The following is a 24058-nucleotide window of genomic DNA, read 5'->3' on the forward strand; positions in this document are numbered from 1 at the left end:
CCACGCAAGCGTCAGTCGTCAGTGCTGTGCGATCGGCGCTCTGTTCGAGCTAGTCGTCAGTACTATTCTCAGAAGAATCGTCGCCGTCCCGTTCTGCCGATTCGCTTTCAGTGTCGACGGGGTCGGGCCCGTCATCCCGTTCGGGGGCCTTCTCCCGCGCCGTCTCGACCCAGTCGGGTTCCTCGAGGTCCGTCTTGTTGACGTCCGTCGTGGTAGCGACTTGCTGGACGGTGATCGTCCGACCGTCGCGTTCTCCCTCGTCGAACCGCTGGCCGATCGGCGAATCCTCGAGGGGCATCGTTCCCTCGAGACTGGCGTAGACGATGACGCCCTCGCTATTCACGTAGGCTTCGAATTCGAAGGGTTCGTCATCGAGGTAGTCGTTGTTCCGGGGCGTCTGCGAAGAGAGCCGGTAGTAGCGATCGCCGTCGGCCTCGAGTCGCTCCACTGAAACGTTCTCGACGGATTGAATCATGGATCGCTGGGTGGAGTAGTAGCCGACGAACCCGGCCACCGTCCGGGCGTATCGCGTCGACCCGTTCTCGTACTCGTACACGCCGACCTGTTCCGATTCGGAGTGGTTGATCCACTGTTCGGCCGCCGTCAACCCGTCGACCGGGACATTGGCGCGAGTTCTCGATGGTGGGTGCTGCGTCGGAAATCGGCCTTCGAAGCGCTCCGTGGCGTGGAAGGTACCCGCTTCGGGGTCGGCCGCCAGCGACGCGCGATTGTCGAGCAGCGTCGTCCCGTTATCGAGGGTAACGACGCTCCGGATGTGTTGTCGATACGTACTTTGCAGGGTCGCCTCCATGTGACCCCTGGCCAGGTCTCCCGTGTCGACCGACCCGGACTCGTCGGTCGGAATGCCGGGAGGGACGTCCTGGTCGGACTCGGTTTCGATTTCGTCGGGGTCCAGCGACTCGTCGACGCCGTAGGCCTCGCGATCGGGACTCGAGTCCTCGAACGGGGCGGCGGCGAAACCGTTACACCCTGCGAGGGCGATCAGGGCGACCACGAAGATGACCTGGAGGGCGCGTCGCGTCACAGTGTCGTCGTTACTGGCCAGCCCCCAAATACTTTCTCGAGCGAAACTTAACCTAGTGAGGGATTCCCTTTTTGTACGTTTCTGCCGGACAGGATAGTATCGGATCGGTGTCGAATCGGTCGACGAGGGGATTCACATGGATCGAGAACACGTACACGCCGGCAAGGAAATCCAGCGACGAACCGGGAAGACGTTCTACCTCGCGACGCGCTTCCTGCCGCAGCGCGTCCGGGAGCCGACGCACGTCCTCTACGGCTTCTTCCGGATCGCCGACGAAGTCGTCGACGACGCCTCGGGCGTCCCATCCGAGCGGCAAGCCGCCCGCCTCGAGACGCTTCGCGCGCAGGCGCTGGGCGAACAGCCCACCGACGATCCGGTCCTCATCGCTTTTAGCGACCTCCGGGAGCGATACGGGATCAGCGACGCCGAGGTCGACGCGTTCGTCGACGCGATGAAGTCCGACATCCACACCAGTCGATACGACACCTACGCCGACCTCGAGGCGTACATGCGCGGGTCGGCGGCCGCCGTCGGCGTGATGATGACGGCGATCATGGACCCCGACGATCCGGAGGCAGCCCTCCCCTACGCGATCAAACTCGGCGAGGCGTTCCAGATGACGAACTTCCTGCGGGACGTTCGCGAGGACGTCCTCGAGCGCGACCGCATCTACCTGCCCCTCGAAACGCTCGCGGTCCACGGGGTCACCGAAGAGCAGGTTGAGCGCCTCGAGATGACCGACGCGTTCGCGACGGCGATGGCCGAGGAACTTCGTCGGACGGAGTCGCTGTACCGGGAGGGCGTCGCGGGCATCCAGTATCTCCCCGAGGACTGTCAGCTTCCGGTCTTGCTCGCGGCCGTGCTGTACGCCGAACATCACGCGCTCATCCGCGCTCGAGGGTACGACGTGTTGAACGCCGAGCTGTCACTGTCGACGGCCCGCAAACTGTGGTGTGTCCTGAAGACGCGCTGGCACTGGCAGTGGAACCCCGACCCGGAAGCCGTCTTCCGGCGGGTGTCGGCCGTCCCCGGACGCGAGACGGGGACGGCAGGCGGGCCGGACCCGCGTCCCGAAGACGGGGTTCCGACCCGGTGACGTCGCCGAGGGTGGCGCTCAGCGGTCGTCGTTGAAGGCTGTGTTTGGCCTCGTTACCGAAGACGACGTTCGCAGTCGCCGCTGAGGGTGGCGTTCGGCGTCGTTGCCAGGTAGTGGCGTCAGCCGTCGTCCTCGCGATAATCCGACCGTCCGGTGAGTCCCCAGTAGGCCTGCGACAGAATCGTGATGGTGAAGATGATCCCGAGAATCACCGCGACGCCCAGTGCGGCCGCGTCGCCGACGAACGTGGAGACGAACAGCCAGGCGAGCGCGACGAAGACCACCGACCCGACCACGAGTTCGACGATGTCGCGCGCGGTCGCACGGCTACTCGAGACGTCGAGGTACTCGGTTTCGAAGCGGTCGATGATACCCATGGGTCGATTTCGACGGACGCGCAGATATAGGTTGGTCGAACCGTCCTGGACGGATCGGCGTGCACGCTGGCGAGGACGGCGACCGACTATCCGTGGTGAGTCGGAGACTCCAGACAGTGGCCCCTCGTCCCGTGTTCACGCGACCCAAACAATTTTGGAAGAACCCACATGTAGCTGTTCGTTGACCACTGTAGTACGCGGGTCACCCTACCCGGGCGTTGACGTTCGCCCGTCGGGTGTCCCGCGAGTCACCCCTCGCCCCCCCCCCCTTTCCAACAAGCCCCTTTCGGGAGTGCCTTTTTGCTCGTCGCGAGCCACTGCTCGCGTATGACGAACGAACGCACCGACGACGGCACGCGAGCCCACGTCTTCGTCTCCGGGACGGTGCAGGGCGTCTACTATCGAGCGACGACCCGAGAGACCGCTCGAGAGGCGGGCGTCGACGGCTGGGTCAAAAATCTCGACGATGGCCGCGTCGAGGCGGTCTTCGAAGGCCCCGAGGCGGCCGTCGAGTCGATGGTCGAGTGGTGTCACGAGGGGAGTCCGGCGGCCGACGTCAGCGACGTCGACGTCGAGTACGAGGAGCCACAGGGCGAGAACGGGTTCGATATTCGGTACTGACGATCACGCGTCCCCGTCGCCCGACTCGAGTTCGGCGAGCCAGGGCGGGCGCTCGGTGTGAGCCCAGGTGGCCCAGGGGGCCTTCTCGGCCGCGTAGTACGCCCGGTAGGCGGCGACGGGGTCGTCGCGTCTGTACGCCTCGGGCATCGCCTGTGGTCGCGGGGTCGGCTCCGCGCTCGGGAAGTCGATCAGGTCGGGATCGATTCGGTCGACGACGGTCCAGCTAGCGTGATCGTCGGCGTGCCCGTAGCGCTCGCGAAACTCCGTGTTGAGTGCTGCGGCGTGGTCGCGGAGGCGCAGCCAGTTGGCTTCCGACTCGGTCGCCCACCGCGTGACCGGGTGGTTCGCGTGCGTCGAGGCGTACAGAAAATCCGCCTCGTAGCCGTTCTCCCTGGCCGCCGTGCACAGTACCTGCGCGGCCTCGAGCAACAGCTTGTTGACGTGCTCGTCGCAGTGATAGCGAGCCGCCAGGCGCGGGTCCTCGTCGAGCCAGAAGACGTTCACGGGTGACGGTAGGGCTCGAGAGACCTAAGCGTCTCGCAGGCCGCGTCACGCCTCCTCCATCGACCCGATGACTCGCCGCTCGAAGCCCATTCCCTCCGGCGACCGGCGGTTCATCAGCCGAACCCCGCTTTCTCCGGCGACCGACGACTCCTCACCCGAACCCCGCAATCTTCAACGGGCAGGCCGGCGAAGGCTCGAGCATGATCACTGGCGAACGGATGGCCGCCGTCGACGAGAACGCCGCCGCGCTGGGCGTCCCACGCCGACAGCTCATGGAATCCAGTGGAAACGCCGTCGCTCGAGCCGTCGAGCGCGTCGCCGACCCCGGCGCACGGGTCGTCGTGGTCGCCGGCCGCGGGAACAACGGCGGGGACGCCCTCGTGGCCGTCCGCTTCCTCGAGGAGTACGACGTGACGACGCTGTTGCTCGGCCGCCCGGAGGCCATCGGCACCGACATCGCGCGAGCGAACTGGGAGGCGCTCGGGCGAGGCGAGTACGACGTGCGGGCAGTCACCGACTCCCGCTCGTTTTCCCTCCCCAAGTGCGACGTGATCGTCGACGCGATGCTCGGTACCGGGATCAGCGGCGACCTCCGCGAACCCGCGGCCTCGGCCGCCCGAGCGATCAACGCGGCCGACGCGACGGTGGTGAGCGTCGACGTCCCCTCCGGGTTCGACGCCGACGCGGGCAAGCACGCCGACAACGGCGTCGTGGCCGACCACGTCGTCACCTTCCACGACACCAAGCCGGGCCTCGAGGGCCTCGAGGCGACGGTCGAGGTCGCCGACATCGGCATTCCGGCGGCCGCGGAGCGATTCGCGGGCCCCGGCGACGTCGACCTCGCTCGGCCCGCCGAGCGAACGGGTCGGGCGTTCGTCATCGGTGGTGGCCCCTACACCGGCGCGCCGGCGCTCGCCGCCCAGGCCGCGCTCCGGGCGGGCATGGAACTCGCGTTCGTCGCCGCGCCCGACACGGTCGCCGGAGAGATTCAGGGGTACGCCGAGGACCTGATCGTCCAGCCCTACGAGGGCGAGGTGCTGACGCCCGACCAGGTCGAGGGACTCGTCGAGACGGCCGAGCGCCACGACGACGTGGTCGTCCTCGGGCCCGGTCTGGGCACCGCCGAGGAGACCCTCGAGGCCGCACGGCGATTCCTCGAGTCTTACACCGGCCCGGCCGTCGTCGACGCGGACGCCCTCGAGGTCGTCCCCGGCCTCGAGACCGAGGCAACGCTGGTCTGTACGCCCAACCGGCGCGAACTCGCGGGGATGGGCGGTCCCGAGGCCGACGCCCTCCGGGCGGTCACGGACGAGATCGAGACCTTCGCGGCGGAATTGGGCCACGTCGTCCTCGCGAAGGGGGCGGCGGACGTAATCTCCGACGGCGAGACGACCCGCATCAGCCGCGTGGGAACGCCGGCAATGGCCGTCGGTGGCACCGGCGACCTCCTGTCGGGGATTACGGCGGGATTACTCGAACACGCCGACCCCTTCGAGGCCGCGACGGCGGCGGCGTACGTCAACGGCCGCGCCGGCGAGCGTGTCGCGCGTCGTCACGACCTTGGACTGGTGGCATCGGACCTGCTCGAGGCGATTCCGGCGGCGATCTGGGGTGAGGACGATGAGTGAGGATCGACCGAATGCCGTGGACGCCGACCAGCACGAATCGACGGCGAGCGACCTCACCCACACGACCGATGACGGCGACGTCCAGATGGTTGACGTGGGGGCCAAACCCGACACCCGACGCCGGGCCGTCGCCGTCGGCGAGATCCGGCTTCGGGAATCGACGCTCGAGGCGATCCGCGAAGACGAGGTGAGCAAGGGCGACGTGCTCGCGACCGCGCGCGTCGGGGCGATCCAGGCGGTCAAACACACCTGGGAGACGATCCCGATGTGTCACCAGATCCCGATCACGAACGTCGAGACGGTGTTTCGGTTCCTCGAGGATGGGGCGGACGAGCAGGGCGGATCGAACGGGGAAGACGACGTGGACGGGAGAGACGAGAGGAACGGGCCAGCCGACGGCGAACCCGCATCGGCCGCACTCGAACTCGAGGTCACCGTCGAGACGACGGGAAAAACCGGCTGCGAGATGGAGGCCCTCGAGGGCGTTACGACGGGGCTGAACGTCGTCTGGGATATGGTCAAGGCCGTCGAGAAGGACGCCGACGGCCAGTACCCTGCCACGCGAATCGAGCACGTTCGCGTGCTCGAAAAGGAGAAGCGCTCGACGGACTCCGAGTAGGGAGTCAGAGCGCGACCGGCCACCGGTAACGCCCTCCTACCCTCGTTACCGGGTGATTTCTCCGGATAGAGGTTCGATTCGAGCGGTCGTCTTCGCCGTGAAACTGTTCGGAAGTGGTGACCTACGGGGGCGCCAACCGGTTCATAACAATCCCCATCTCCCGTCGTACCCCCTGTCGGCGCAATGAAGCGACGTACCTATCTCGCAACGGCAGGCGCACTGACCCTCGGCGGTTGTATGGGCTTTGGTGAGACCGATGAACCGCGAGGAAACGACAGCAACTCGAACGACCCGGACGGAAACGAAACCGGGAACGGCGATGGCAACGGCAACGGGAATGGCGACGGCAACGGCGACGGCAACGGAGAAGGCAACGGCGACGGCGACGTGCCGACGGAAGCCGAAACCTTCGACGACTTCGAAGACCTCTCCGACTGGCAGGTCGTCTCCGGGTCGGCAACCCCCTACACCGACTACTCGGTCGTCGGCTCCCAGTCCGTCCTCCTCGAGGCGAGCGAAGAAGAGTCCCAGGTTCGCATCGCGCGCGAACTCGACGAACCCCTCGACGTGACCGAGATTACGCCCGGACTGGCCGTGGCCTCCCACTCGACGGTCAACGTCGGCATCCAGCTCTACGACGAGACCCGCGACAAGGTGGTCTACCGCCAGCGGACCCACGGCATGTCCATCCGCCACGTGAACTTCGGCGTCGAGTACATCAACGGCGACCCCGACCTGAGCGCGATCTCGGAGATTCACATCTCGATCTGGGTCGGCGACGGCACGGCCGAGGCCTGGATCGACGACCTCCACTTCGTTCCCAAGCCCGACCCGACGGTTCTCCTCCAGTTCGACGGCGGCTACGAGTCTCACCTCACCGAAGCCATGCCTCTCCTCGAGGAGTACGGCTACTCGGCGACGGCGTTCGTCCCCCCATCCCGTCTCCGTGCCTCCGAGGACGACGAGGGCGACCGCCTCACCGCAGACCAGGTCGCCGAGCTCGCCGACGCCGGCTGGACCATCGGAAGCTACGGCGCCCACGGCAACGACCTGACGGCCCTCGAGGGCGATCGAACGCCCGCGAGCGAAATCGAGGAGGCCGCCACCTGGCTCGAAGACGAAGGCTACGACGCCGAGTACGTCGCCTACCCGGGCGGTGCGTACAACGACGAGGCAATCGAGGCCGTCGAGGCGAACCACGAACTCGGCTTCACGGGCGGCTACCCCGTCAACGGCTACCTCACGAACGCCGCGCTGTGCCCGCGTCTCGTCCACCCCGACGGCGACGAGGCCCGCGAGGCCCTCGAGACGACGGCCGAACTCGGCGGCATTACCGCCATCTCGTTCGTCCGATTCGACGGCGGCGTCGGCGAACTCGAGGCGACCCTGGGACACGTCCAGGAATTCGAAGAGGCCGGCGAGATTGAGGTCGTCACACCCCAGGACGTCGCCGGCGAGTACGTGCTCTAGGCCGGATTCGGTTGCGTTTCTTTTGTGAACGACTCGAGCGCCGAGTTCGATCGGTCGAACAACGCTCCGTTATTTTGACTGAATTCTCCCGAGCGGGAGCACCATCCAGTGTTCCGGAGGGGATCCGAACCACCGAGAATTGTCCGGCTTTCAGACACATGTCTGTGTACTAGTATTTGCTGCTGGGGCGCCTACTAGTGGTATGGGAATCCCTATTATTGACACGATGACTGATGGATTCGAGCGCACCACGACTCGAAACGGGCTGCGGTTCGTCGCCGTCTTCGCCATTCTCTCGATCGCGAGCGTCCTTCTATCGCCGATGCGACTCGACACTGGCGAGCCAGTAGCGCCGACCATCGGGATCGCCAGCGCGTTCGCCGGATTGCTCTCGATCGTCGTCGCTATCGCCACCGTCGTCGCCGCGATCGTCGCTCTGCGCACGTTCGCCGCGGGCGAAACGGAGACGATCCCCGACGCGTTCGTGCGTCGGAACGTCGGCTGGGCGACGCTCAACGTGATCCTCGGCGGGGTCGCGTTCGGACTGATCGTCGCCTTCGGCACCGTCCTGTTCGTCGTTCCGGGACTGTTCTTGCTCGTCAGCCTCTACTACTGGGCCGTCTTCGTCGCCGTCGAGGACCAGAACGCGCTCGAGGGCTTTCGCAGCAGCTGGCAGCTCACCCGCGGCAACCGACTTCGACTGTTCGGCCTCGGCATCGCCGTCTTCGTGACCGGTGCCGTCGTCACGGCGGCGTTCGCTCTGCCGGTCGCTTTGCTCGGTATCGTCGGGGGCGTGCTGGCCCAGGTCGTCAGCGCGGCCATCACGGTGTACGTGCTCGCGACGACCGTCAGCGCCTACGAGCAGCTTCGTGACGGAGAAACTGGCGAGCGTCCTGATACCCAGCCCACCGTCCCGGGAACACCGGCCTGAGCGATTCGTCGACGCCCTCCCTTCAGAAACACTGGCCGTGTTCAAAAGGTGTCGATGGATTGGCCGCGTAGTGCTACTCACTTCTGATTTCGATATGGGAGCGTCGTCACATCGAACGCATCGTAGTGCTGGTCGTACGTGAGAATGTGATCGACCTCCAGCGCGTCCATGTGTGCTGCAACGACGAAATCGGTGAATGACGCATCTAGATTCGTCCACTCGACGAACGTTGCTTTGGCGGCATCGAAGACGGCCTCGGAGACATCTTCGAACTGGTAGAGCGTACTCTCGTCAAGCGTCGTGAGGAACGAGACCGCGTTCCGCATCGATGACTGCTTTTTCAACCGCGTTGCCGCCTCGTCAACGATGTGGTCGTTGACGATGAGCCGACGATAGGGGAGGTCACCATCGCGAACGAACGCCATGAACGCCCGCGAGACCGGATGCATCCGATCGCGGGGGTTGAACAGTGCATAGAGGAACTTCGGGCCAACGACGACCTGGTGTCGAACGTGGCCAGGTCGAAAATGCTCGGCCGTGACCGTCCCAATCGGTGTGTCGACTGGCTCTGCCATGTGACGTCAGGATTGCGCGGATGGATCGTCGGCAAGCGTGAACGATTCCTCGCTACCGTCCCACTCCTCAAGGAGATCATTTTCGTCGCGAGCGTCAGTTTCCGCCGACGTTGGAAGTGAGTCTTCCTCGAGTTCGTCGAGGACGGTGAACGCTCGGTCGTTTGGATCCGCTCGCTGTTGTCGTTCGACCCACTCGATGAGCGCTTCGTGCCCGGCCTCTTTGAGCGACAGCCCGTGTTCTCGAGCGAACTCACGAAACTGTTCGTATTCGTCCCCGGTCAACTCCGTCTGGACGTGCTTAGTGTCGTTGCTGCTCATAGGGATCACAGTTGTTACTCATCTCTACTTGCCCATGGAATAAAAGATGTTCGCATGTCCGGTCTCATGAGACCGGCTACAGATGGAAGGCAAGATAGCGCACTATCCACTAGAAGTTGAAATACGAAGCCAGAACAGGCCACGAGTCGATCGATGAGTGCTCGATATCTGGACCTCGAGGTGCTGTGCATAACTGGGGAAACGTCACAGTTCCCAGACGAACGCCGCAGCGAGTGCAGTGACGGCAACACAACGGTAACGCATTGTAACGAGAACATGCGGCAACCAGATAAGCGATGGGAGCTCCCTAAAAACGTCGTCCCTGTGGCGTGTCGACGATAATCGGCAGATCGCTGTCGCAGTAGCAGCGGTTGTGGGAGTTACGTTGAGGTGAGTCGGGGGAGGAACGCAGAGAGCAGTAAACCGAACGCGAGGTGCTGGACCATCGTCGCCTCGAGCGTCGCACGTACGTGATCCTCGTTCGAAATCGAATATTCCTTCGTGCGGACCATCGGGTGCATCTCCAGGAAGGCCTCGTCCTCGAGGTCGTGAAGTGCTGGATACACGATGCCGGGACTCAACTGGACGTCGAAGTAAGTGGCTAACGTCGAGAGGAGTTCCTTGCCGTTAGCCCCGTCGTGGAGGGCGACGAGCATCAGGAGGACCTCGTCGAGATTTTCTTTGAGAAGCGCGTCCTCGAACCGAACATCGTCGGCAGGGAGGACGCTAACGACCTGCGCCATCATCTCCTCGAGGTCATGGTCAACCGCGGACTGGTAGTTTTCGTTCCGTTCGACAGAGAGGGTGTTCGGTTCTGCCGCGGTATTCATCGACCCTTCGTTCGCTAATTTGTTGAGAATCGCGCCCGTGTGCTTCGTGTTATTACTCATGGGTGATCGCTCCTCGAGACTCGTGACCAGAAATCCGGCAGTCGTTCGTTAATTGATTCATGAAATACAAGAATACATATGCGTGCTACGCCAAAAGACAGACTAGCTTGTCTTGAAGGTATGCGAAACGTACTCAATGGCTAGCATGTGAAAATCGACCTGGCACAGCCACTGTTGGTGACAGACGATTTAGGGCGTATTCGCTGTACGGTACGGTGATGGTCAGCAGTGCGGGGTACGGTTCTTCTCAGGTCGTTGGAAGACTGACTCATCTCGAGTACGGAAAAGGACAATCTCGCCGGTCGTGAACTACCCAGTCCGCCTCAGTCTCGACTTCGGACTTGCGGCCCTGCTGTGGCCAGGGACCCCAGAACAATCTGAATCACTCCTTTTCGACGTACCGACCCCGGCGCTCGATCTCGCCGAGACGCTCGAGAACTGCTCTGTCCCCGGCCTCGCGGTAGCCTGCCCGAAGCGCCTCCCTGAGCGGTTCGGGCTCGTCGGCAGTCCCGACGAGGCTCTGGTCGAAGACGTGGAGATCCATCGCGTAGTCCTCGAGGTGGTCGGAGTGATAGCCCAGCCCGAAGTCGATCAGGTAGGTTCGGTCGGCGTCGACGCGCACGTTTCGCGTCGTCGGGTCGCCGTGGACGAACCCCGCCTCGTGGATGGTTGCGAGCGACCGCCCAACGGATTCGACGCGGTCGATCGTCAGCGCTTTCTGTAAATCCTCGTCGCCGACGTACTCGAACTCGAGGGTCGCTTCCTGGCGGTCGACGTCGCGAACCACCGGCGTCGGGACGCCCGCTCGTCGAGCGTGGCTCGTCAGGCGTGCCTCGAGGGTGGTCCGCTCGCGTCGCAGGCGTGCATCGAGATCGGGGTGGCGGTAGCGTTTAGGGCGGCGACGCTTGCGGACGCGACCGGCCTCGGGCTCGAGGGTGACGACCGCTTCGGCGCCGCGAATCGTCTCGTTCTCTTTTTCGTCGTCACGTTCGCTTCCGGCTTCGCCTTCACACTCGCCGGCGTCGACTCCCTGGCCCCCGACGACGGCCCGATCCGGTTCGTCGCTTCGCCAGGTGACCGGCACCTGATCGGGCCGAAAGTCGGGGTCAACGCGGGAGTCCGGAATCTCGAGCGTGTCGCCGGCAGCGTACATCTTCGCACCGAGGACGGCGATCATCCCCGCGTTGTCGCCCAGGAATCGGGGCTCGGGGGCGTAGAACTCGGCACCTCGGTCGGCACACATCGTCTCGAGCATCTCGCGGAGGCGAGCATTGTGGCCGACGCCGCCCCCGAGGACGAGTTCGTCGCTGCCAGTGAGCGAGAGCGCGCGTTCGGCGACCTCGGTGAGCATCGCGAAGATGTGCTCCTGGAGGGAAAAGCAGACGTCCTCGACGGCGTGGCCCTCGTCGACGGCGGCCTTCGCCGCGGACATGATCCCCGAAAACGAGAAGTCCATCCCCTTGACGACGTACGGCAAATCGACGTACTCGCCGTCTTTGGCGGCCTGCTCGACCTTCGGGCCGCCGGGGTGAGACCAGCCGACGTGACGGGTGAACTTATCGATCGCGTTGCCGACGCCAGTGTCCATCGTCTCGCCCAGGACGCGATAGCGCCCGTTGCGATAGGCGAGCAGGTGGGCGTTGGCCCCGCTGGCGTTCAGACAGACGGGGTCGTTGAATTCGGCCGCGTGGCGCCCGATCTCGAGGTGGGCGACCATGTGGTTGACGCCGACCAGGGGCACCTCGAGGGTGCCCGCGAGCGCCCGTGCGGCGGTGCCGACGACGCGCAGGCAGGGGCCGAGTCCGGGGCCGCGGGAGAAGGCAACGGCGTCGGTCGGCGTCCGTTCGTCCGTCGATTGGGCTGCGTGCTCAAGCACCGTCTCGACGACTCGCGGGATCGCGTCGTGCATGTGCTCGGCCGCCTCTCGAGGGTGGATACCGCCGCTGTCGGGTTCGTAGGCGTCGGTCTCGATCACCACCTCGTCGCCGTCGTACAGGGCCGCACTCGCCGCCCACGCGGTGCCCTCGATGCCGAGGATACGCGGCGGCCGGTCGCCGTCGGAGGCAGAGGCAGGGTTCGCGTGTGTGCTCGAGTGGGCCTCGGGTTCATCGTCACTATGGGTGTTCCGGGTCACAGCCGACGCTCCTCACGTGTGAAAAATCGTACTCGTGGTCGAGTTCGGTTCGACACGGCAACGAAACGGGTCTCGAGCCGGCTTACGCCCACTCGGTGTAGCCGCACTTGCCGCAGTGCTGGCGGTCGCCGTGGTCGGCGAGGAACGAGTCCCCACATCGTGGGCACTGTTCGCGCTCGACTTCGCCCTCGTCGTTGTAGAGTTCGTAGTGTGCCATCTCAGGCCTCCTCCGCCTCGACGTCGCTCTCGTCGGTGACGATCTTGTTGCGCTCGAGCATGTGCTCCTGTTCGACATCGGTGGCGTGGGCGGAGGTCTCGTAGACCTTCGCGTGGCCGACGGTCTTGCGCATGCCGAACTTGGTGTCGAGTTTACGGATGACGACCTCGTCGGCGTCCTTGTTCATTTTCGCGGCGAGGCTGTCACGGACCTGCAGACGCGAGGGCGTCGCCTCGTCGTGGGTCAGTTCGAACGTGACGTTCGTGCGGTGCAACATGGGATTTTCCTCCTCGGAGATGATGTCGACGTCCATGATATCACTCAGTTACTCTACTATGCCCGGGTAGCGCCTAAAAGGATTTCGAACCCGGGGGCGTGTCGGGCGGGCACATACTCGGCTCGAGCGACCACCCTCGGCGAATCCATTCCCAGACCCCGAAGTATCCTGTCGACCAGTTCAACGAGGTCACTGGCTGCTTCGACGGTGATCGGATGAAGCCCCGCCAGCTGTCCTTAGGTGATCGCAAAGAATTCGAAAATAGCCAATTTCAGGATAGGCTATTCCAGAATCTACTCGAGCGACGTCAACCGAACGATCGGTAACCTACGTCGTGGAAGCTAGTGCTCGTGTGGATGAGGATGGCGTGGGCGTATTCGTCCTCAAGTAGTGCACCGATCGTCCGAACGTCGCTCTCCTCGCTCGTTCGTATCGAGGGCCGTCCGAGGCGGACCGACGGACACTCGAGACACCCGGTACAGTATGCGTGAGCGTGGGTAGCGAGAGTACTCAAAAGAACGAACACAGTCGCTGGACGAGCGACTGTCGGCTACCACCGACGGCATCGCCTGTCGATTCGATCAGGCCGACGGCGCGGCTGTATTCGAACGACGTTTCCTGTTTCGCGGAAATCTGGGTGGAGGAATAACGTACCTGGGCGCCGTATCCTGGAGTATGGCAACCGATGATTCGTTCACTCGAACGCTCCTGATCGTCATCGCTGCAATCGTGCTCGTGCCGGTCGTCATGATGGTCGTGATGATGCCGATGATGGGTCTGTGGGGATGGGGACATATGTGGGGTGGGGGTGTCTGGAACGGCACCGGAGGAACCTGGATGTGGGCGCTCATGTTTCTGGTGCCCGTGCTCGTGATCCTCGGTATCGGATACCTGCTGTACAGCGCGATTCGCCGATCAGGCACTCGACAAAGCGATGCGGCTTTCGAAGAGTTACGATTGGCCTACGCTCGTGGCGATCTCTCGGATGAAGAATTCGAGGAACGTCGCGAGCGCCTCCAGAGGGATAGATAGGCGCTATTGCTTTCGGTTCGACGGCAAAATCGGCTGCTGTTGGTTACGCGACGACCGCCAGCCCCCGCGGCGTTTTGGACTCCGGACCCTCCCAGTCCGCCTCGAGCACCGACCACGAGTCCCCGAAGTCCTGTGAGACGAAACAGCCCAGGTTGTTGACGGCGTACACCGTTCCTTCAGACTCGGCGAAGATCGTCCGGACGACGCCCTCGCCCATCGGGAGCCCCCGGTCGTCGAGGCGCTCCCAGTCGGCGTCCGGTCCCGGTTTGCGGTAGGCGTAGGCCGTCGCCCGCGAGGCCGTGTGTGCGCTCGAGGCGCCGCTGGCACTCGAGAGGAGAACTCTTTCTGGATCGTCAGGATGGGGGACGACCGACCAGCAGTAGCGGTGCTCGAGGCCCGCCTGCGGGTGACTCCAGGTCTCGCCGCCGTCGTCGCTCTGGGCGTAGCCGTCACCTGCCGCGGTGTACACTCGGCCCTCCATATCGGGGTGGGTCGCGAGGCTGTGGTTGTCGACTCTGGATCCCTCGGGGCGTTCCTGCCAGCTGTCCTGGGCTTCGTCACGGATGACGAACGCCCCCGCCTCGATCCCCACGTAGAGGCGGTCGGAATCGTGAGGGTCGACCTCGAGCCAGCGCACGTGGTGGGTGTGCGGTCGCGGCGGGAAGTACCACTCCTCCTCGGAGGGGAGGTCGACCAGCCCTTCGAGGTGCGTCCAGGTGTCGCCGGCGTCGTCGGAGCGATAGACGCGGCTGGGTTCGGTGCCGACGTAGACGACGTCGGGGTCGTGGGGGCTGACCGTCGCCGCCATGACGGCCTCGCTCACGAACGCCGTCTCGAGTGCATCGAAGGTCTCGCCGCCGTCGGTCGAGCGAAAGAGGCCGTCCTCGAACGTACCGACGAAGACCCGGTCGGGGTCGTCTGGTGAGACGGCGACGCACTCGAGGTCGTAGCCCTCGAGGCGAGTCGACTGTGACCACTCGCCGTCGCCGTCGTCTCGGGAGACCAGCAACCGATTCGGGAGCGCCGTGTAGACGGTCGTCATGGGGTGGGATACGCCCTCGAGGGACACAAGCGTTCCCCGTGCCACGCGGGGCGGACACGGACGGCGCAAACCACGAGTCGCCAGGCGCTCGAGCGGACGGGGTGGCCGTCACCGCTCTGACAGCGGTCCGGCGCCTCTTTCGCGGGGCCCACCCGCGTCTGGGCTCCTCGAGGCGCGTTCAAGCAGACACAATAGACGTTGTGAAGGCCTCGGTAGATTCGGGCAACAGTTCAAGAGAGGGGTAAATATGTATTATATAGGCGGTTGACCTTACTGATTCAGGGTAATGGGTATGGCCGCGGTGAAGATCATAGCCACCCTGGAGACAGTATGACCACGACGAAGGAAACGAAACACGTAGCCGTTGAATCGACGGTAGCTGACGAGCAGGTGTCTCACGTGAGTGCCATCGTGGCCGTGCTGGGTGTCGTCACTTTGCTCGTCGGGCAACCCTCGACGCGGAGTCCACCGATAAGCGACCCCGGAGAGACGCCGGAAGCTGCGGCGGACATGGATGCAACCGCTGTCGCATCTGCGGCCGCTCCGCTTCTCACAGGGTGGCTCTTCCTCGTGGTACAGCGCTTGTTTCAGAGTCGTCGCCAGTACCCCCTGCTGACGGCTCTGAGTATCGAAGGAAACGGAGCCCAGACGGTGGAGGCCCATGGCGCCGTCTGAACGGTACTTCTCGAAGGTTGGTGCCGTTGCGGCGATTGCGGGAATCGGCGTCTATGCCGTGTCAAAAGGCATCCACTCGTGGGTACCGCCGCACCACACCCGGGACGCGTTCGCAGACTACGCCACTGATCCAAACTGGGCGATCATACACCTCGGTGAGCTTCTGGGAATCCTGTTGATGTGTGCCGCAGTACTCGCTCTCACCTGGCGGCTCCGCAGAGACGTCGCGGGCGTGTGGGCTGCCCTCGGTGGGGCGGCAATGATCGTGTGTACAGGCGTCTATGCCATCTTCATCGCGGTTGACGGCGTCGCCCTCGGAATCATGGTCGATCGGTGGGCGGCGGCCGACCCCGACCAACAGGAACTGCTGTACGAGACGGCTTTCGTCGTTCGCCAAATCGAAGGCGGCCTCTTCAGCATCCAGTGGGTCATGTTCGGGCTCGCCGCCGGGCTCTTTGCGGGCGCGTTTTTCGCCAGCGCCGCGTCGCCCGTTCGGCTCGGCTGGTTCAGCGCCATGGGCTGGCTGAGCGTCGTCGCCAGTCTCGGCGCACTCGCGTTCGGGATCGTCCAGGCCCAGACCGGATACACCGATCTCTCGATGGCCTTCCAGACCGGATTGTTCCCGGGCGTGGTCTGGGTCATCGCCGTCGGAGTCTTCCTCTACCGGAACCCGATCCACGACGGTACACTCGATCGGGACGCCCAGCGAGCGGACGACCGGCCGCGTCACGAGCCCGCCGACTGAGTGGTCTCGAGCGACGGTGAACTTCGAGGGCCGAATGTAAACGGTCTTGTGCATCCACCCGAGAGTCAGCCACGACATGGGGGCGTTCGTCGTTGCCGTCGCGGAGTCGGACCTCGAGTTGCTCGTCGCGATCCTCGCCGGGATCGTCCAGGGGATCGTCGAGTGGCTGCCGGTCTCGAGCCAGGGCAACCTCTCGCTGTTTCTGACGCTCGTCGGTACCGACCCCGGCGTGGCGCTCCAGTTGGCGCTGTTCTTGCAAGTCGGGACGACCCTCTCGGCGGCGACGTACTATCGCGAGGAGATACGGGCGGCCCTCGAGTCCGTTCCCGAGTGGCGCCCGAGTCGGGCCTACGAGGGCGAGAACGCGATTACGTCCTACATCGTCCTCGCATCTGCGATGACCGGCCTGGTGGGAATTCCACTGTACATCTTCGCCGTCGACTTCGCTGGCCAGCTAACGGGCGGGGTGTTCATCGGCCTGATCGGCGTCCTCCTGATTCTCACTGGGGTAATTCAGTTGCGCCTCGAGTCCGTCTCGATGGGCACCCGCGAGAAGCCGACGCTGGTGGACTCGATCCTGGTCGGCGCGGTCCAGGGCCTCGCCATCCTGCCCGGCATCTCACGCTCGGGGATGACCACGAGCGCCCTCTTGTTCCGGAGCTACGAGCCACCCGCGGCGTTTCGCCTGTCGTTCCTACTGTCGATTCCGGCGAGTCTCGGCGCGGCGGCGCTGACGATGGCCGGCGCCGGCGGGCTGCCCGGGATTGCGCCCGTGCCAGCTGTGGTCGCGCTGCTGGTGAGTGGGGTCGTGGGGTACCTGACCATCGACGCCCTCATGCGGATCGTCGAGCGGGTGCCCTTCTGGGCGGTGTGTTTCGGTCTCGGTGGGCTGGCGATCGTCGGCGGGACGGTCGTTTCCGTGGTCGTCTAGATACGCTCCCGCGATCGCGTGAACGTAGCTGCTCGAGGCCACAGGAAAAGAATTATTTTCTGAGGAAACTATTTGTCCTCTCGAGTCGTACGTGAGACTATGACTGAGGAGACGTGGGACGACCTCAACGAGCACGTCAAAGCGGAGTGGAAGGCTGAGACGACGCCGTTCGAACGCGTCTACGAGGTCGTCGAACAGACCCACGATGGACAGTCAGCGGCCGACATCGCCGAGCGAGCGCTCGTCAGCGAGCCGACGGCGCGTCGCCACTGTAAGGCGCTCGTCAACACTGGCTTTGCCGAAGCCGAGCAGGAGGGGCGATCGACGATCTACAAACGGAACGCCGACCGCGTGCTCATGACCCGAATTCGCGAGCTTCGGCGCGAGACGACTCGCGAGGAGTTGCTCGACGGGATCAAACGAATGAAACGGGAGATTCGCCGGTACGAAGACCAGTACGACGTCGTTTCGCCCGAGGAACTCTCACGTGAACTCGACGCCGACGATGGACAGGGGTGGGAGGACCTGAGTACGTGGCGCACCACTCGGCAGAACCTCGCTATCGCGCAGGCGGCCCTTGCATACAGCGAGGCGAGCCAGCAGCTCACTGCATGACAGGGGCTGATCGTGCTGGCGAGTTCGGTCCGATTTACCTTCCCGCACTTCGACGAATTCGCGACCTCTGGCGCACGCTCGAGCCGCTCGTCGACGAGACGTCCTACGACGATCCCATCGCTCCGACCGAACTCCACATCGAACTTGGTGACGGGATCGGAGCAGCTGACGGCGCGCGTCTCGACGTCCAGTGGAGCGAGCGCGGAATGTATTCGTTCCACTACGTCGACACCGATGAAGTCAACTGGCGATTCGATCGCCATCCCAATACCCACTCTCCCGAGAAACACTTCCATCCACCTGTTCAGGCTGTGACCGCAGAGCCCTCGTGTATTACCGTCGAGGAGGTGTCACTCGTCACACGGGCAGTTCACGCGATGTGGCGAGCCGCCTACGATCATGGTGACGTAAGTCGATTGAACTCGTTCACCAATCCGCCGTGAGCGTAGCGGTGGGATCCGATGTGGTCTCGATTTGCTCGAGCACCTGGCCGAGAACAGCGATTGGCTGGAAGCACCGATCCACAGGCGGGCACAGCAACGCTTCGAGGAATGAACGACCTTTTTGCTCCTGGCTCTCGACAGTGGTGGCGTGGGACGTTATCTACCAGGCGAACACGAGACGTTTATCAAATGCGATACGCCGAGGTGCGGCGCCAACAACGCGCCTGAAGGCACGCCAGCGTACGATACGGAGTGCTGGCGATGCGGCGAGCCTCTCGGCGGGAAACCCGAACCGGGCGACGAACTGACTGTCGACATCGTCGACGAGAAGCCCGACGGGACGCTCGTGTGCAAGACCGACGGCGGATTCGTTCTCTTTCTCGAGGAAGAAGTGATGGGCATCCAGGCGACCGTCCGCGTGACCGAGGTCGAGGGGACCGCCGGGCAGGCCGAGCTCGTCGATCCGGACTCGTAGTTAGGCAAGTGTGTCGCTCGAGCGTCCTGGACACTCTATTCGGCCGCCTACCCGTGTTGCCCCCTCGGTTAGGCAACCCATTCGATTTGCAGAATGTTAAACTCGGCATAATGTGTATGTATACCACCGTTGGGCTGACACGCCATGGGGCGTGCACAGACGGAGGTTCTCGGGGTCGTCCTCCTCTTCGGGATGGTACTGGTGGGAGCCACAGCGATTGCGACGGTGGGAGTGAGTGGACTAGAGCTAGTGCAAGACGAAGCCGAGACGGAGCGGGATCGCCTCGAGATGCAGACGGTCGCCCACGAGATTGCCTCGCTGGGGGACGGCGATCGCCAGGCAGTCGGTGTCGAAGAGTCGTACGACCGGGTCGAGGGAGGTCGGCTCGTGATCAGCGTCGACGGTCAGGAGGTGTACAACGAGTCGATGGGGCGACTCGTGACCGACGGCCTAGTGTACGAAGGCGGCCTCGTGGTGCAGGACGGTCGGGCGATCCGCGATCCGGCCGTCGAGACGCGGGGGCGGGCGACACAGATTACGGTGCCGCGACTCGCCGGTGAGACGTTTTCTGGCGACCTCGAGCGGACAGGGACGACGGCGATCCGGGTCGAGGATCCGACCGCGAACGTGACCCTCACCGTTCACAGCGCGTACGCGCCAGCCTGGTACGAGGCGTTCGAAGCACACGGTGACGCGCGGCTGGTCGACGGCGAGACCGTCGAGGTGGTCTTCGAAGGGGGCACCGCGCCGCGGCCGCCGACCGGATCGTCGGCGATCACCTTCGGGGAGACAGGGGGCGTGACGGTCGGCGAGATCGATCGACTGTGGGTCGACAGCTACGCCTCCTCGGCGGGGGCCTATGGCGGGGACAATCGCGGGGCCAACGCGACGATTCGCTCGCCGAACGCACTGCACTTCGCGGCCGGTGGCGGGGGGACGGTCGACCTCCGCGTCGAGCGTGTCGTCTCCGGCGAATCGATCACCCCCGGCCCCTGGCTCGAAGACGACCAGATCGTCGAGTACGCCGACAACGTCTCCGTGCCGGTGCCCACGGGCGACGTCATCGCCGCACAAGACTCGACCCAGGGGGCCCAGATCGGCGCATCGAACCTGACCGCCGTCGAAACTGGTGGAGCATATCACACGAGCGGCGACCTTGAGGTCAAGAATGAGACCCTCCGCCTGGCCGACGACACCTCGTTGTTCGTGGATGGCGATCTCACGCTCGCGAACGCGACGATCATCGCCGATGACGACCTGCAGATCTACGTGACGGGCGACCTCGAGCTTGGCGATGACGTCCAGATCGAAACCGCCGGCAACCCTCATCGGGCGTCCGCCGTGCGGGTCTTCGTCGCCGGTGATATCCGGGCGGGCGAAGAACGACGCGGCGAACGCGCCGAGCCCGATACGATCTCACTGACGGGGTACGTCCACGCCTCCGAATCGACCCTGTACATGCACGGCGAACTCGAACTGTACGGCGCGCTGGCCATCGGCGACATCCAGAATATGGGGTCGGCCCAGACGGGCGATCTGATCGTACACTACGACGAGGAACTCGTCACGACGGAGATCTATACCCAGAAAAGCGCTCCGCCGATGGACGCCGCGTACACCCGCGAGGCGTACTACCTCCGGTTCGTGCTCCCCGAGATCGACATGGCGTGAACGAACCGGTAGTAATGGATGCGGATTCTTCAGCTCACGCCGGAGGTGCCTCGAGTTCCTCGTCCCCGGTTCGTTCCTCGGCGGCGTCGCGGTCCTCCGGGTAGCCGATGTCGGCTCGCCGGCCGTTGATACCGATCGCGTCGATGGTCCGCCTTGAATCAGCAGGTCGGTCGCCTCGCTGAGCTCGTACTCGCCGCGATTGGACTGTTGGACCAGATGGCAAGCGTGGAAAATCGCGGGCAAACCGTAAAAACCGGTCATTACTGGAACCCTGATCACTTTCCCCTCGGTCTGCAAACTCGCTCGTACATCCGTCGCGATCGCAATCGGATTCGGAATTCCAAGCGCTCGCTGGACACCGGTAAATCGAGTTCCTCACCGTCACAGCACACGAGTCCCTCGAGAGCCAAAAGGGGGGTGTCGAGGCGCACGAGAGACCGCTCACGCGACCGTCACCTCGATTGATCCGCCCGCAATGAGCCTGTTGAATCCATACGCTTATCTGGTGTCGATCTACCAACCGAACGAAAAGTGCCGTCTATAAATGAGTCAACTGAATAACACCATCATGCGTGTCGTGAATACGTTATATGTGGTAGTTAGTAACACACTCATATATGCGGCGCAGACAACTCATGGAAGCGGGGGCCAGTATGTTGGCTGCGACCGTCACGGCACGCCAGCACCGACCGCCCGCTTCCAGGGTCCAGACCGAAGTCGCTATCGAACAACTCGTTACGGCCACGTATGACGAACCGGGACTCGCAACCGGGCTCTCGGCATCGGGGGATGTCGTGGTGTATGGGTTCGACGACGGAAACGTGATGATCCACGATGAGGAGCGCGACGGCGACGTACTCCCGCTTGCTGTCGATCAAGCCGTCAGCCACGTGCTCGTGCGTGAATCCCGGACGGCAATCGTCGCCTGGATGGACGCCGACCTGTTCGGGCCTCTGGATCTCGAGGACGGGGACGGCGCGCTCGTCGAACACCGGGGGCTGTGGGATGTCGACGCGACGGCTGATGGCGAGCGAATCGCATCCGTCTCCCAGCCCGTCGATACCGTCGGCAGCGTCGGCGTCGCGGACAACCAGGGAACGGTGATGTGGTCGTCGACGCTCGAGGAGGCAACCGGGTACGCGGTCGCGATGGCGGAGAACGGTGAGTACGTCGCGGTCGGGGCCGCCCACTACGGGGAGAACGGAAGCGAGCCTACCGGTCGTCCAGGCATCCGACTGTACGACGATACCGGTGACGAACTGTGGCGCTACGACCACGATAACGACGTGCTCTCGGTCGGCATCTCCACGGCACACGAGGTGGTAACGGCCGGGACGGACGACGGCCGGACGACAGTCCTCGACCTCGAAGGGAACCTGATCTGGGAGAGCCACGAGTATGGCGGGTGGATCGCCCTATCTGGTGATGGAGAGACGATTCTTACGTCGGAACCTGACGGGACGCTTGTTGCGCTCGAGTCAACCACGGGTGAGGAACGCTGGCGCGCCGACGTCGACAGGTGGGCCGGGGAGGATCTCAGCGTTTCCGACGACGGGTCACGATGCCTGCTTGCCGATCGCGGCGAGGGCGAGTTTACCCTCGTCGACGAGGGGGAGACGATCTGGACGGAATCACACGACGTTGGCCCCGGCCGTGGCACACTCGCCAGCGATGGCAGCGCGTGGAGTACGATCGTGACCGATCTCGAGGCCGAGTCGAGTCTGCTGGAGGCCTATCGTGATCCGGAGGCGATATCGGAATATGAACCCACGACCGGAGACGAACCGGCAAGCGAGGAGGAAGACGAATCGCCTGGAGGTGAGGTGTCCGTCTCGCTCGAACTCGTCGATTACTACATCCTCGGCAGCGATCCCGACGAGGAATACATCACGCTACAGAACACTGGCGAGGAGACACTAGAGATGGAGGGGTGGATCCTTCGCGACCGCGAAGACGGCGGTCGGGTAAACGTGAATCTCTCACCGTTCGTGTTTCCGAGAGGGTTCACGCTCGAACCAAGCGCGGAGGTAACCATCGTAAGTGGACAGGGAGGGGATACAGACGAGATTCTCTACTGGGGCCAAGACCAGCAACAGGTCTGGAACGAAGACAGCGATATTGTCATTGTACAGAACGCCGTTGAGGAAGAAGTTTTCAGAGAGGAGATCGCCGCCAACCACGAGAATAATGAAGACGGAAATGATACGCCAGTCTCGCTCGAGCTCATCGAGTATTATATCGATGGCGATGATCCACAAGAGGAGGAAATAACGATACGGAACACTGGTAATGCAGCGCTTGATCTAACCGGCTGGCGGATTGAAGATGCCCACGGGATCCCGGCTGGGAATATCTCTCCGTTCGAATTCCCGGCTGGATTTACACTCGATGCTGGTGCGGACGTGACCCTCGTCACTGGCCAGGGTACCAATACAGCCGACACCCTTTACTGGGGATATCGGCGACACGTGTGGAACGAAGACGGTGATGTTGTCTTTGTGTTCGATGCAGAGGGGACTCTCCAGCTCAAAGAACAGATCGCTTCAGACGGAGCCAGTAACGGAGAGCCATCCGGCGGTGCGCTCACCGTCGTAATCGACCACACGAACGCACCGATCGAAGGCGGCGAGCACCTGCAGGTAGTGGCGAACGTAGAGAACACCGAGACCGCGGACAGAAGCGATACGGTCGAACTGGTCGTCGGCGGTGAGGTGGTCGACTCCCAGTCGGTGACGGTAGCCGGGGAGGCGACCCAACGCATCGATCTGGGATATACCACTTATCCAGTCGACCAAGATGTCTCGTTTGAGGTCACGGTACGAACGAGCGACGACAGCGCCTCGAGGACGGTTGACGTGGTCGCTGCCACCGATGTGACTGGCGAGAACGGTGACGACTCCGAGGCTGCAGCCGGTGAATCCGGCCAAGACGACTCTAGCGAGCCAGCCACGGAGTCCGACGACCAGGACGAATCGGGATCGGCGGATCCGGCCGACCCAGAGGACGAACCAGGAGGACCCGATGAGCCGGACGAACCTCCCGAGGAACCCGATCCAGACCCAGAAGGGGGCGATGAAACACCTGCGGAAGAATCGTCGGACGCTGGCGATAATGATACGAGCGGTGGCAATGATGAGTGAGACCTCCGCTGCCGACAGAGAGCGAGGGTGGCGCCCGAGCGTTAGTCGGTGATGGGAACGTCCTGGAAGTCGTCGCCGTAGTGTTCGATGATCTTTTCTTTCTCGTAGCCGACGACGATGATGAGTTCGTCGGCCCCGAGGTCGACGACCTGTTCGAGACAGTGGGTCAAGAGTGGTTTCCCGGCGGCCTCGACCAGTCCTTTCGGTTTGTCGCGGTCAGCGGCCGCAATCGCGTCCCCTTCCCCGCGGCGAGCACTACTGCTTGACTGTCATCTATGAGTGATTTCCATTCACAAATACATTCTTGCTTGGGTGCTCAACGGGGCTGGTCACCGCTCCGTTCCAGTAATTGTAATCGTAGGACGGTCAAATATCGCGGGTGTGAGCCCTATTCGAACTATTCAGGCGTCTGGTCGGGACAGATCACGAAGAAGGGAGGGAATCGGACTACAGTCGATCTCGGCTGGTTCCACCGGTTTGAGGCTTGCCCACTGACAGCAACTGCTTCTTCGACCTTACTGGGCCGATTGTCGTTCACGCCCGATAAAAACACTCTGGCTGTCCGCTTCCAGGATTGAAAATCGGCT

The 24058-nt window shown here is 63.6% G+C and carries 25 protein-coding genes and 2 pseudogenes; 15 read left to right on the forward strand and 12 right to left on the reverse strand.

The genetic code is table 11. The features are described 5' to 3' along the window. Nucleotides 1-49 precede the first annotated feature (49 nt). Nucleotides 50-1045: a hypothetical protein gene (locus tag ACFQO4_RS05105; protein WP_500259878.1), complete on the reverse strand. Its 996-nt coding sequence runs from the start codon at nucleotides 1043-1045 to the stop codon at nucleotides 50-52. Nucleotides 1046-1181: 136 nt separating this feature from the next. On the opposite strand from ACFQO4_RS05105, the gene ACFQO4_RS05110 reads away from it, so the two are divergent. Beyond that, complete coding sequence (locus ACFQO4_RS05110) at nucleotides 1182-2141, forward strand: phytoene/squalene synthase family protein (protein ID WP_500259879.1); 960 nt, start codon at nucleotides 1182-1184, stop codon at nucleotides 2139-2141. A gap of 119 nt (nucleotides 2142-2260) precedes the next feature. Here ACFQO4_RS05110 and ACFQO4_RS05115 read toward each other — a convergent pair whose 3' ends face one another. Then, nucleotides 2261-2518, reverse strand: a complete 258-nt coding sequence (locus ACFQO4_RS05115) for a hypothetical protein (protein ID WP_500259880.1) — start codon at nucleotides 2516-2518, stop codon at nucleotides 2261-2263. 327 nt (nucleotides 2519-2845) lie between these two features. Between ACFQO4_RS05115 and ACFQO4_RS05120 the strand changes: the two genes are divergently transcribed. After that, nucleotides 2846-3139: an acylphosphatase gene (locus ACFQO4_RS05120; RefSeq protein WP_500259881.1), complete on the forward strand. Its 294-nt coding sequence runs from the start codon at nucleotides 2846-2848 to the stop codon at nucleotides 3137-3139. Between the two features lie 3 nt (nucleotides 3140-3142). Here ACFQO4_RS05120 and ACFQO4_RS05125 read toward each other — a convergent pair whose 3' ends face one another. After that, complete coding sequence (locus ACFQO4_RS05125; protein WP_500259882.1) at nucleotides 3143-3643, reverse strand: hypothetical protein; 501 nt, start codon at nucleotides 3641-3643, stop codon at nucleotides 3143-3145. Between the two features lie 200 nt (nucleotides 3644-3843). On the opposite strand from ACFQO4_RS05125, the gene ACFQO4_RS05130 reads away from it, so the two are divergent. The 4 genes from ACFQO4_RS05130 to ACFQO4_RS05145 all read left to right on the forward strand — a co-directional run bounded on the left by ACFQO4_RS05130 (nucleotide 3844) and on the right by ACFQO4_RS05145 (nucleotide 8291). Further along, nucleotides 3844-5271, forward strand: a complete 1428-nt coding sequence (locus tag ACFQO4_RS05130; protein WP_500259883.1) for an NAD(P)H-hydrate dehydratase — start codon at nucleotides 3844-3846, stop codon at nucleotides 5269-5271. Further along, complete coding sequence (locus ACFQO4_RS05135) at nucleotides 5264-5890, forward strand: cyclic pyranopterin monophosphate synthase MoaC (protein WP_500259884.1); 627 nt, start codon at nucleotides 5264-5266, stop codon at nucleotides 5888-5890. Before ACFQO4_RS05130 ends, ACFQO4_RS05135 begins: the two co-directional genes overlap by 8 nt. Nucleotides 5891-6073: 183 nt before the next feature. Next, nucleotides 6074-7360, forward strand: a complete 1287-nt coding sequence (locus ACFQO4_RS05140) for a polysaccharide deacetylase family protein (protein ID WP_500259885.1) — start codon at nucleotides 6074-6076, stop codon at nucleotides 7358-7360. Between the two features lie 226 nt (nucleotides 7361-7586). Then, entirely contained in the window at nucleotides 7587-8291 is a 705-nt protein-coding gene (locus ACFQO4_RS05145) for a DUF7847 domain-containing protein (protein WP_500259886.1), read from the forward strand. 77 nt (nucleotides 8292-8368) lie between these two features. Here ACFQO4_RS05145 and ACFQO4_RS05150 read toward each other — a convergent pair whose 3' ends face one another. The 6 genes from ACFQO4_RS05150 to ACFQO4_RS05175 form a co-directional block, all read right to left on the reverse strand. Next, complete coding sequence (locus ACFQO4_RS05150; RefSeq protein WP_500259887.1) at nucleotides 8369-8866, reverse strand: type II toxin-antitoxin system VapC family toxin; 498 nt, start codon at nucleotides 8864-8866, stop codon at nucleotides 8369-8371. Nucleotides 8867-8872: 6 nt separating this feature from the next. After that, complete coding sequence (locus tag ACFQO4_RS05155; protein ID WP_497902716.1) at nucleotides 8873-9184, reverse strand: hypothetical protein; 312 nt, start codon at nucleotides 9182-9184, stop codon at nucleotides 8873-8875. A gap of 380 nt (nucleotides 9185-9564) precedes the next feature. Further along, entirely contained in the window at nucleotides 9565-10074 is a 510-nt protein-coding gene (locus ACFQO4_RS05160; RefSeq protein WP_500259888.1) for a PadR family transcriptional regulator, read from the reverse strand. Between the two features lie 382 nt (nucleotides 10075-10456). Next, complete coding sequence (locus tag ACFQO4_RS05165) at nucleotides 10457-12112, reverse strand: bifunctional N(6)-L-threonylcarbamoyladenine synthase/serine/threonine protein kinase (protein ID WP_500260461.1); 1656 nt, start codon at nucleotides 12110-12112, stop codon at nucleotides 10457-10459. Between the two features lie 178 nt (nucleotides 12113-12290). Next, nucleotides 12291-12425: a 30S ribosomal protein S27ae gene (locus tag ACFQO4_RS05170; protein ID WP_253433020.1), complete on the reverse strand. Its 135-nt coding sequence runs from the start codon at nucleotides 12423-12425 to the stop codon at nucleotides 12291-12293. Between the two features lies 1 nt (nucleotide 12426). Next, on the reverse strand, nucleotides 12427-12738 hold the full coding sequence (locus ACFQO4_RS05175; protein WP_500259889.1) for a 30S ribosomal protein S24e: 312 nt from the start codon (nucleotides 12736-12738) through the stop codon (nucleotides 12427-12429). 639 nt (nucleotides 12739-13377) lie between these two features. Here ACFQO4_RS05175 and ACFQO4_RS05180 point away from each other — a divergent pair. Then, a complete protein-coding gene (locus tag ACFQO4_RS05180; RefSeq protein ID WP_500259890.1) occupies nucleotides 13378-13734 on the forward strand; it encodes an SHOCT domain-containing protein in 357 nt (118 codons plus the stop codon). A gap of 43 nt (nucleotides 13735-13777) precedes the next feature. On the opposite strand, the gene ACFQO4_RS05185 is transcribed toward ACFQO4_RS05180, so the two are convergent. Beyond that, nucleotides 13778-14776, reverse strand: a complete 999-nt coding sequence (locus ACFQO4_RS05185; RefSeq protein ID WP_500259891.1) for a WD40/YVTN/BNR-like repeat-containing protein — start codon at nucleotides 14774-14776, stop codon at nucleotides 13778-13780. A 330-nt stretch (nucleotides 14777-15106) separates the two neighbouring features. Here ACFQO4_RS05185 and ACFQO4_RS05190 point away from each other — a divergent pair, with 330 nt between their 5' ends. The 7 genes from ACFQO4_RS05190 to ACFQO4_RS05220 all read left to right on the forward strand — a co-directional run bounded on the left by ACFQO4_RS05190 (nucleotide 15107) and on the right by ACFQO4_RS05220 (nucleotide 20331). After that, entirely contained in the window at nucleotides 15107-15451 is a 345-nt protein-coding gene (locus ACFQO4_RS05190; protein ID WP_500259892.1) for a hypothetical protein, read from the forward strand. Then, nucleotides 15438-16196, forward strand: a complete 759-nt coding sequence (locus ACFQO4_RS05195; protein ID WP_500259893.1) for a hypothetical protein — start codon at nucleotides 15438-15440, stop codon at nucleotides 16194-16196. Before ACFQO4_RS05190 ends, ACFQO4_RS05195 begins: the two co-directional genes overlap by 14 nt. 76 nt (nucleotides 16197-16272) lie before the next feature. Beyond that, on the forward strand, nucleotides 16273-17127 hold the full coding sequence (locus tag ACFQO4_RS05200) for an undecaprenyl-diphosphate phosphatase (protein WP_500259894.1): 855 nt from the start codon (nucleotides 16273-16275) through the stop codon (nucleotides 17125-17127). Nucleotides 17128-17226: 99 nt separating this feature from the next. Beyond that, a complete protein-coding gene (locus tag ACFQO4_RS05205) occupies nucleotides 17227-17742 on the forward strand; it encodes a winged helix-turn-helix domain-containing protein (RefSeq protein WP_500259895.1) in 516 nt (171 codons plus the stop codon). Further along, on the forward strand, nucleotides 17739-18185 hold the full coding sequence (locus tag ACFQO4_RS05210; RefSeq protein ID WP_500259896.1) for a toxin-antitoxin system TumE family protein: 447 nt from the start codon (nucleotides 17739-17741) through the stop codon (nucleotides 18183-18185). Before ACFQO4_RS05205 ends, ACFQO4_RS05210 begins: the two co-directional genes overlap by 4 nt. A 148-nt stretch (nucleotides 18186-18333) precedes the next feature. Further along, nucleotides 18334-18660: a TRAM domain-containing protein gene (locus ACFQO4_RS05215; protein ID WP_253432978.1), complete on the forward strand. Its 327-nt coding sequence runs from the start codon at nucleotides 18334-18336 to the stop codon at nucleotides 18658-18660. A gap of 144 nt (nucleotides 18661-18804) precedes the next feature. Beyond that, nucleotides 18805-20331, forward strand: coding sequence for a DUF7289 family protein (locus ACFQO4_RS05220; RefSeq protein ID WP_500259897.1), 1527 nt, complete (start codon nucleotides 18805-18807; stop codon nucleotides 20329-20331). Nucleotides 20332-20365: 34 nt separating this feature from the next. Here the strand turns inward: ACFQO4_RS05220 and ACFQO4_RS05225 are convergent. Continuing rightward, nucleotides 20366-20595, reverse strand: a pseudogene (locus tag ACFQO4_RS05225) (UTP--glucose-1-phosphate uridylyltransferase); the annotation flags it as partial. Nucleotides 20596-20948: 353 nt separating this feature from the next. Between ACFQO4_RS05225 and ACFQO4_RS05230 the strand changes: the two are divergent. After that, entirely contained in the window at nucleotides 20949-23471 is a 2523-nt protein-coding gene (locus tag ACFQO4_RS05230) for a lamin tail domain-containing protein (protein WP_500259898.1), read from the forward strand. Between the two features lie 47 nt (nucleotides 23472-23518). Here ACFQO4_RS05230 and ACFQO4_RS05235 read toward each other — a convergent pair. Further along, nucleotides 23519-23748 (reverse strand): annotated as a pseudogene (locus ACFQO4_RS05235) (sugar phosphate nucleotidyltransferase); the annotation flags it as partial. Nucleotides 23749-24058: the final 310 nt, after the last annotated feature.

The organism is Saliphagus sp. GCM10025334 (assembly GCF_042663485.1).
Classification (GTDB): domain Archaea; phylum Halobacteriota; class Halobacteria; order Halobacteriales; family Natrialbaceae; genus Natronosalvus.

What these genes read in the sequence shown, in the direction of transcription:
- ACFQO4_RS05195 (WP_500259893.1), top strand. Translation starts at nt 15,438, where the DNA reads ATGGCGCCGTCTGAACGGTACTTCTCGAAGGTTGGTGCCGTTGCGGCG.
- ACFQO4_RS05210 (WP_500259896.1), top strand. Translation starts at nt 17,739, where the DNA reads ATGACAGGGGCTGATCGTGCTGGCGAGTTCGGTCCGATTTACCTTCCC.
- ACFQO4_RS05180 (WP_500259890.1), top strand. Translation starts at nt 13,378, where the DNA reads ATGGCAACCGATGATTCGTTCACTCGAACGCTCCTGATCGTCATCGCT.
- ACFQO4_RS05200 (WP_500259894.1), top strand. Translation starts at nt 16,273, where the DNA reads ATGGGGGCGTTCGTCGTTGCCGTCGCGGAGTCGGACCTCGAGTTGCTC.
- ACFQO4_RS05170 (WP_253433020.1), bottom strand. Translation starts at nt 12,425, where the DNA reads ATGGCACACTACGAACTCTACAACGACGAGGGCGAAGTCGAGCGCGAA.
- ACFQO4_RS05185 (WP_500259891.1), bottom strand. Translation starts at nt 14,776, where the DNA reads ATGACGACCGTCTACACGGCGCTCCCGAATCGGTTGCTGGTCTCCCGA.
- ACFQO4_RS05115 (WP_500259880.1), bottom strand. Translation starts at nt 2,518, where the DNA reads ATGGGTATCATCGACCGCTTCGAAACCGAGTACCTCGACGTCTCGAGT.
- ACFQO4_RS05135 (WP_500259884.1), top strand. Translation starts at nt 5,264, where the DNA reads ATGAGTGAGGATCGACCGAATGCCGTGGACGCCGACCAGCACGAATCG.
- ACFQO4_RS05145 (WP_500259886.1), top strand. Translation starts at nt 7,587, where the DNA reads ATGACTGATGGATTCGAGCGCACCACGACTCGAAACGGGCTGCGGTTC.
- ACFQO4_RS05220 (WP_500259897.1), top strand. Translation starts at nt 18,805, where the DNA reads ATGGGGCGTGCACAGACGGAGGTTCTCGGGGTCGTCCTCCTCTTCGGG.
- ACFQO4_RS05175 (WP_500259889.1), bottom strand. Translation starts at nt 12,738, where the DNA reads ATGGACGTCGACATCATCTCCGAGGAGGAAAATCCCATGTTGCACCGC.
- ACFQO4_RS05230 (WP_500259898.1), top strand. Translation starts at nt 20,949, where the DNA reads ATGCGGCGCAGACAACTCATGGAAGCGGGGGCCAGTATGTTGGCTGCG.
- ACFQO4_RS05150 (WP_500259887.1), bottom strand. Translation starts at nt 8,866, where the DNA reads ATGGCAGAGCCAGTCGACACACCGATTGGGACGGTCACGGCCGAGCAT.
- ACFQO4_RS05140 (WP_500259885.1), top strand. Translation starts at nt 6,074, where the DNA reads ATGAAGCGACGTACCTATCTCGCAACGGCAGGCGCACTGACCCTCGGC.
- ACFQO4_RS05110 (WP_500259879.1), top strand. Translation starts at nt 1,182, where the DNA reads ATGGATCGAGAACACGTACACGCCGGCAAGGAAATCCAGCGACGAACC.
- ACFQO4_RS05120 (WP_500259881.1), top strand. Translation starts at nt 2,846, where the DNA reads ATGACGAACGAACGCACCGACGACGGCACGCGAGCCCACGTCTTCGTC.
- ACFQO4_RS05205 (WP_500259895.1), top strand. Translation starts at nt 17,227, where the DNA reads ATGACTGAGGAGACGTGGGACGACCTCAACGAGCACGTCAAAGCGGAG.
- ACFQO4_RS05155 (WP_497902716.1), bottom strand. Translation starts at nt 9,184, where the DNA reads ATGAGCAGCAACGACACTAAGCACGTCCAGACGGAGTTGACCGGGGAC.
- ACFQO4_RS05160 (WP_500259888.1), bottom strand. Translation starts at nt 10,074, where the DNA reads ATGAGTAATAACACGAAGCACACGGGCGCGATTCTCAACAAATTAGCG.
- ACFQO4_RS05190 (WP_500259892.1), top strand. Translation starts at nt 15,107, where the DNA reads ATGACCACGACGAAGGAAACGAAACACGTAGCCGTTGAATCGACGGTA.
- ACFQO4_RS05130 (WP_500259883.1), top strand. Translation starts at nt 3,844, where the DNA reads ATGATCACTGGCGAACGGATGGCCGCCGTCGACGAGAACGCCGCCGCG.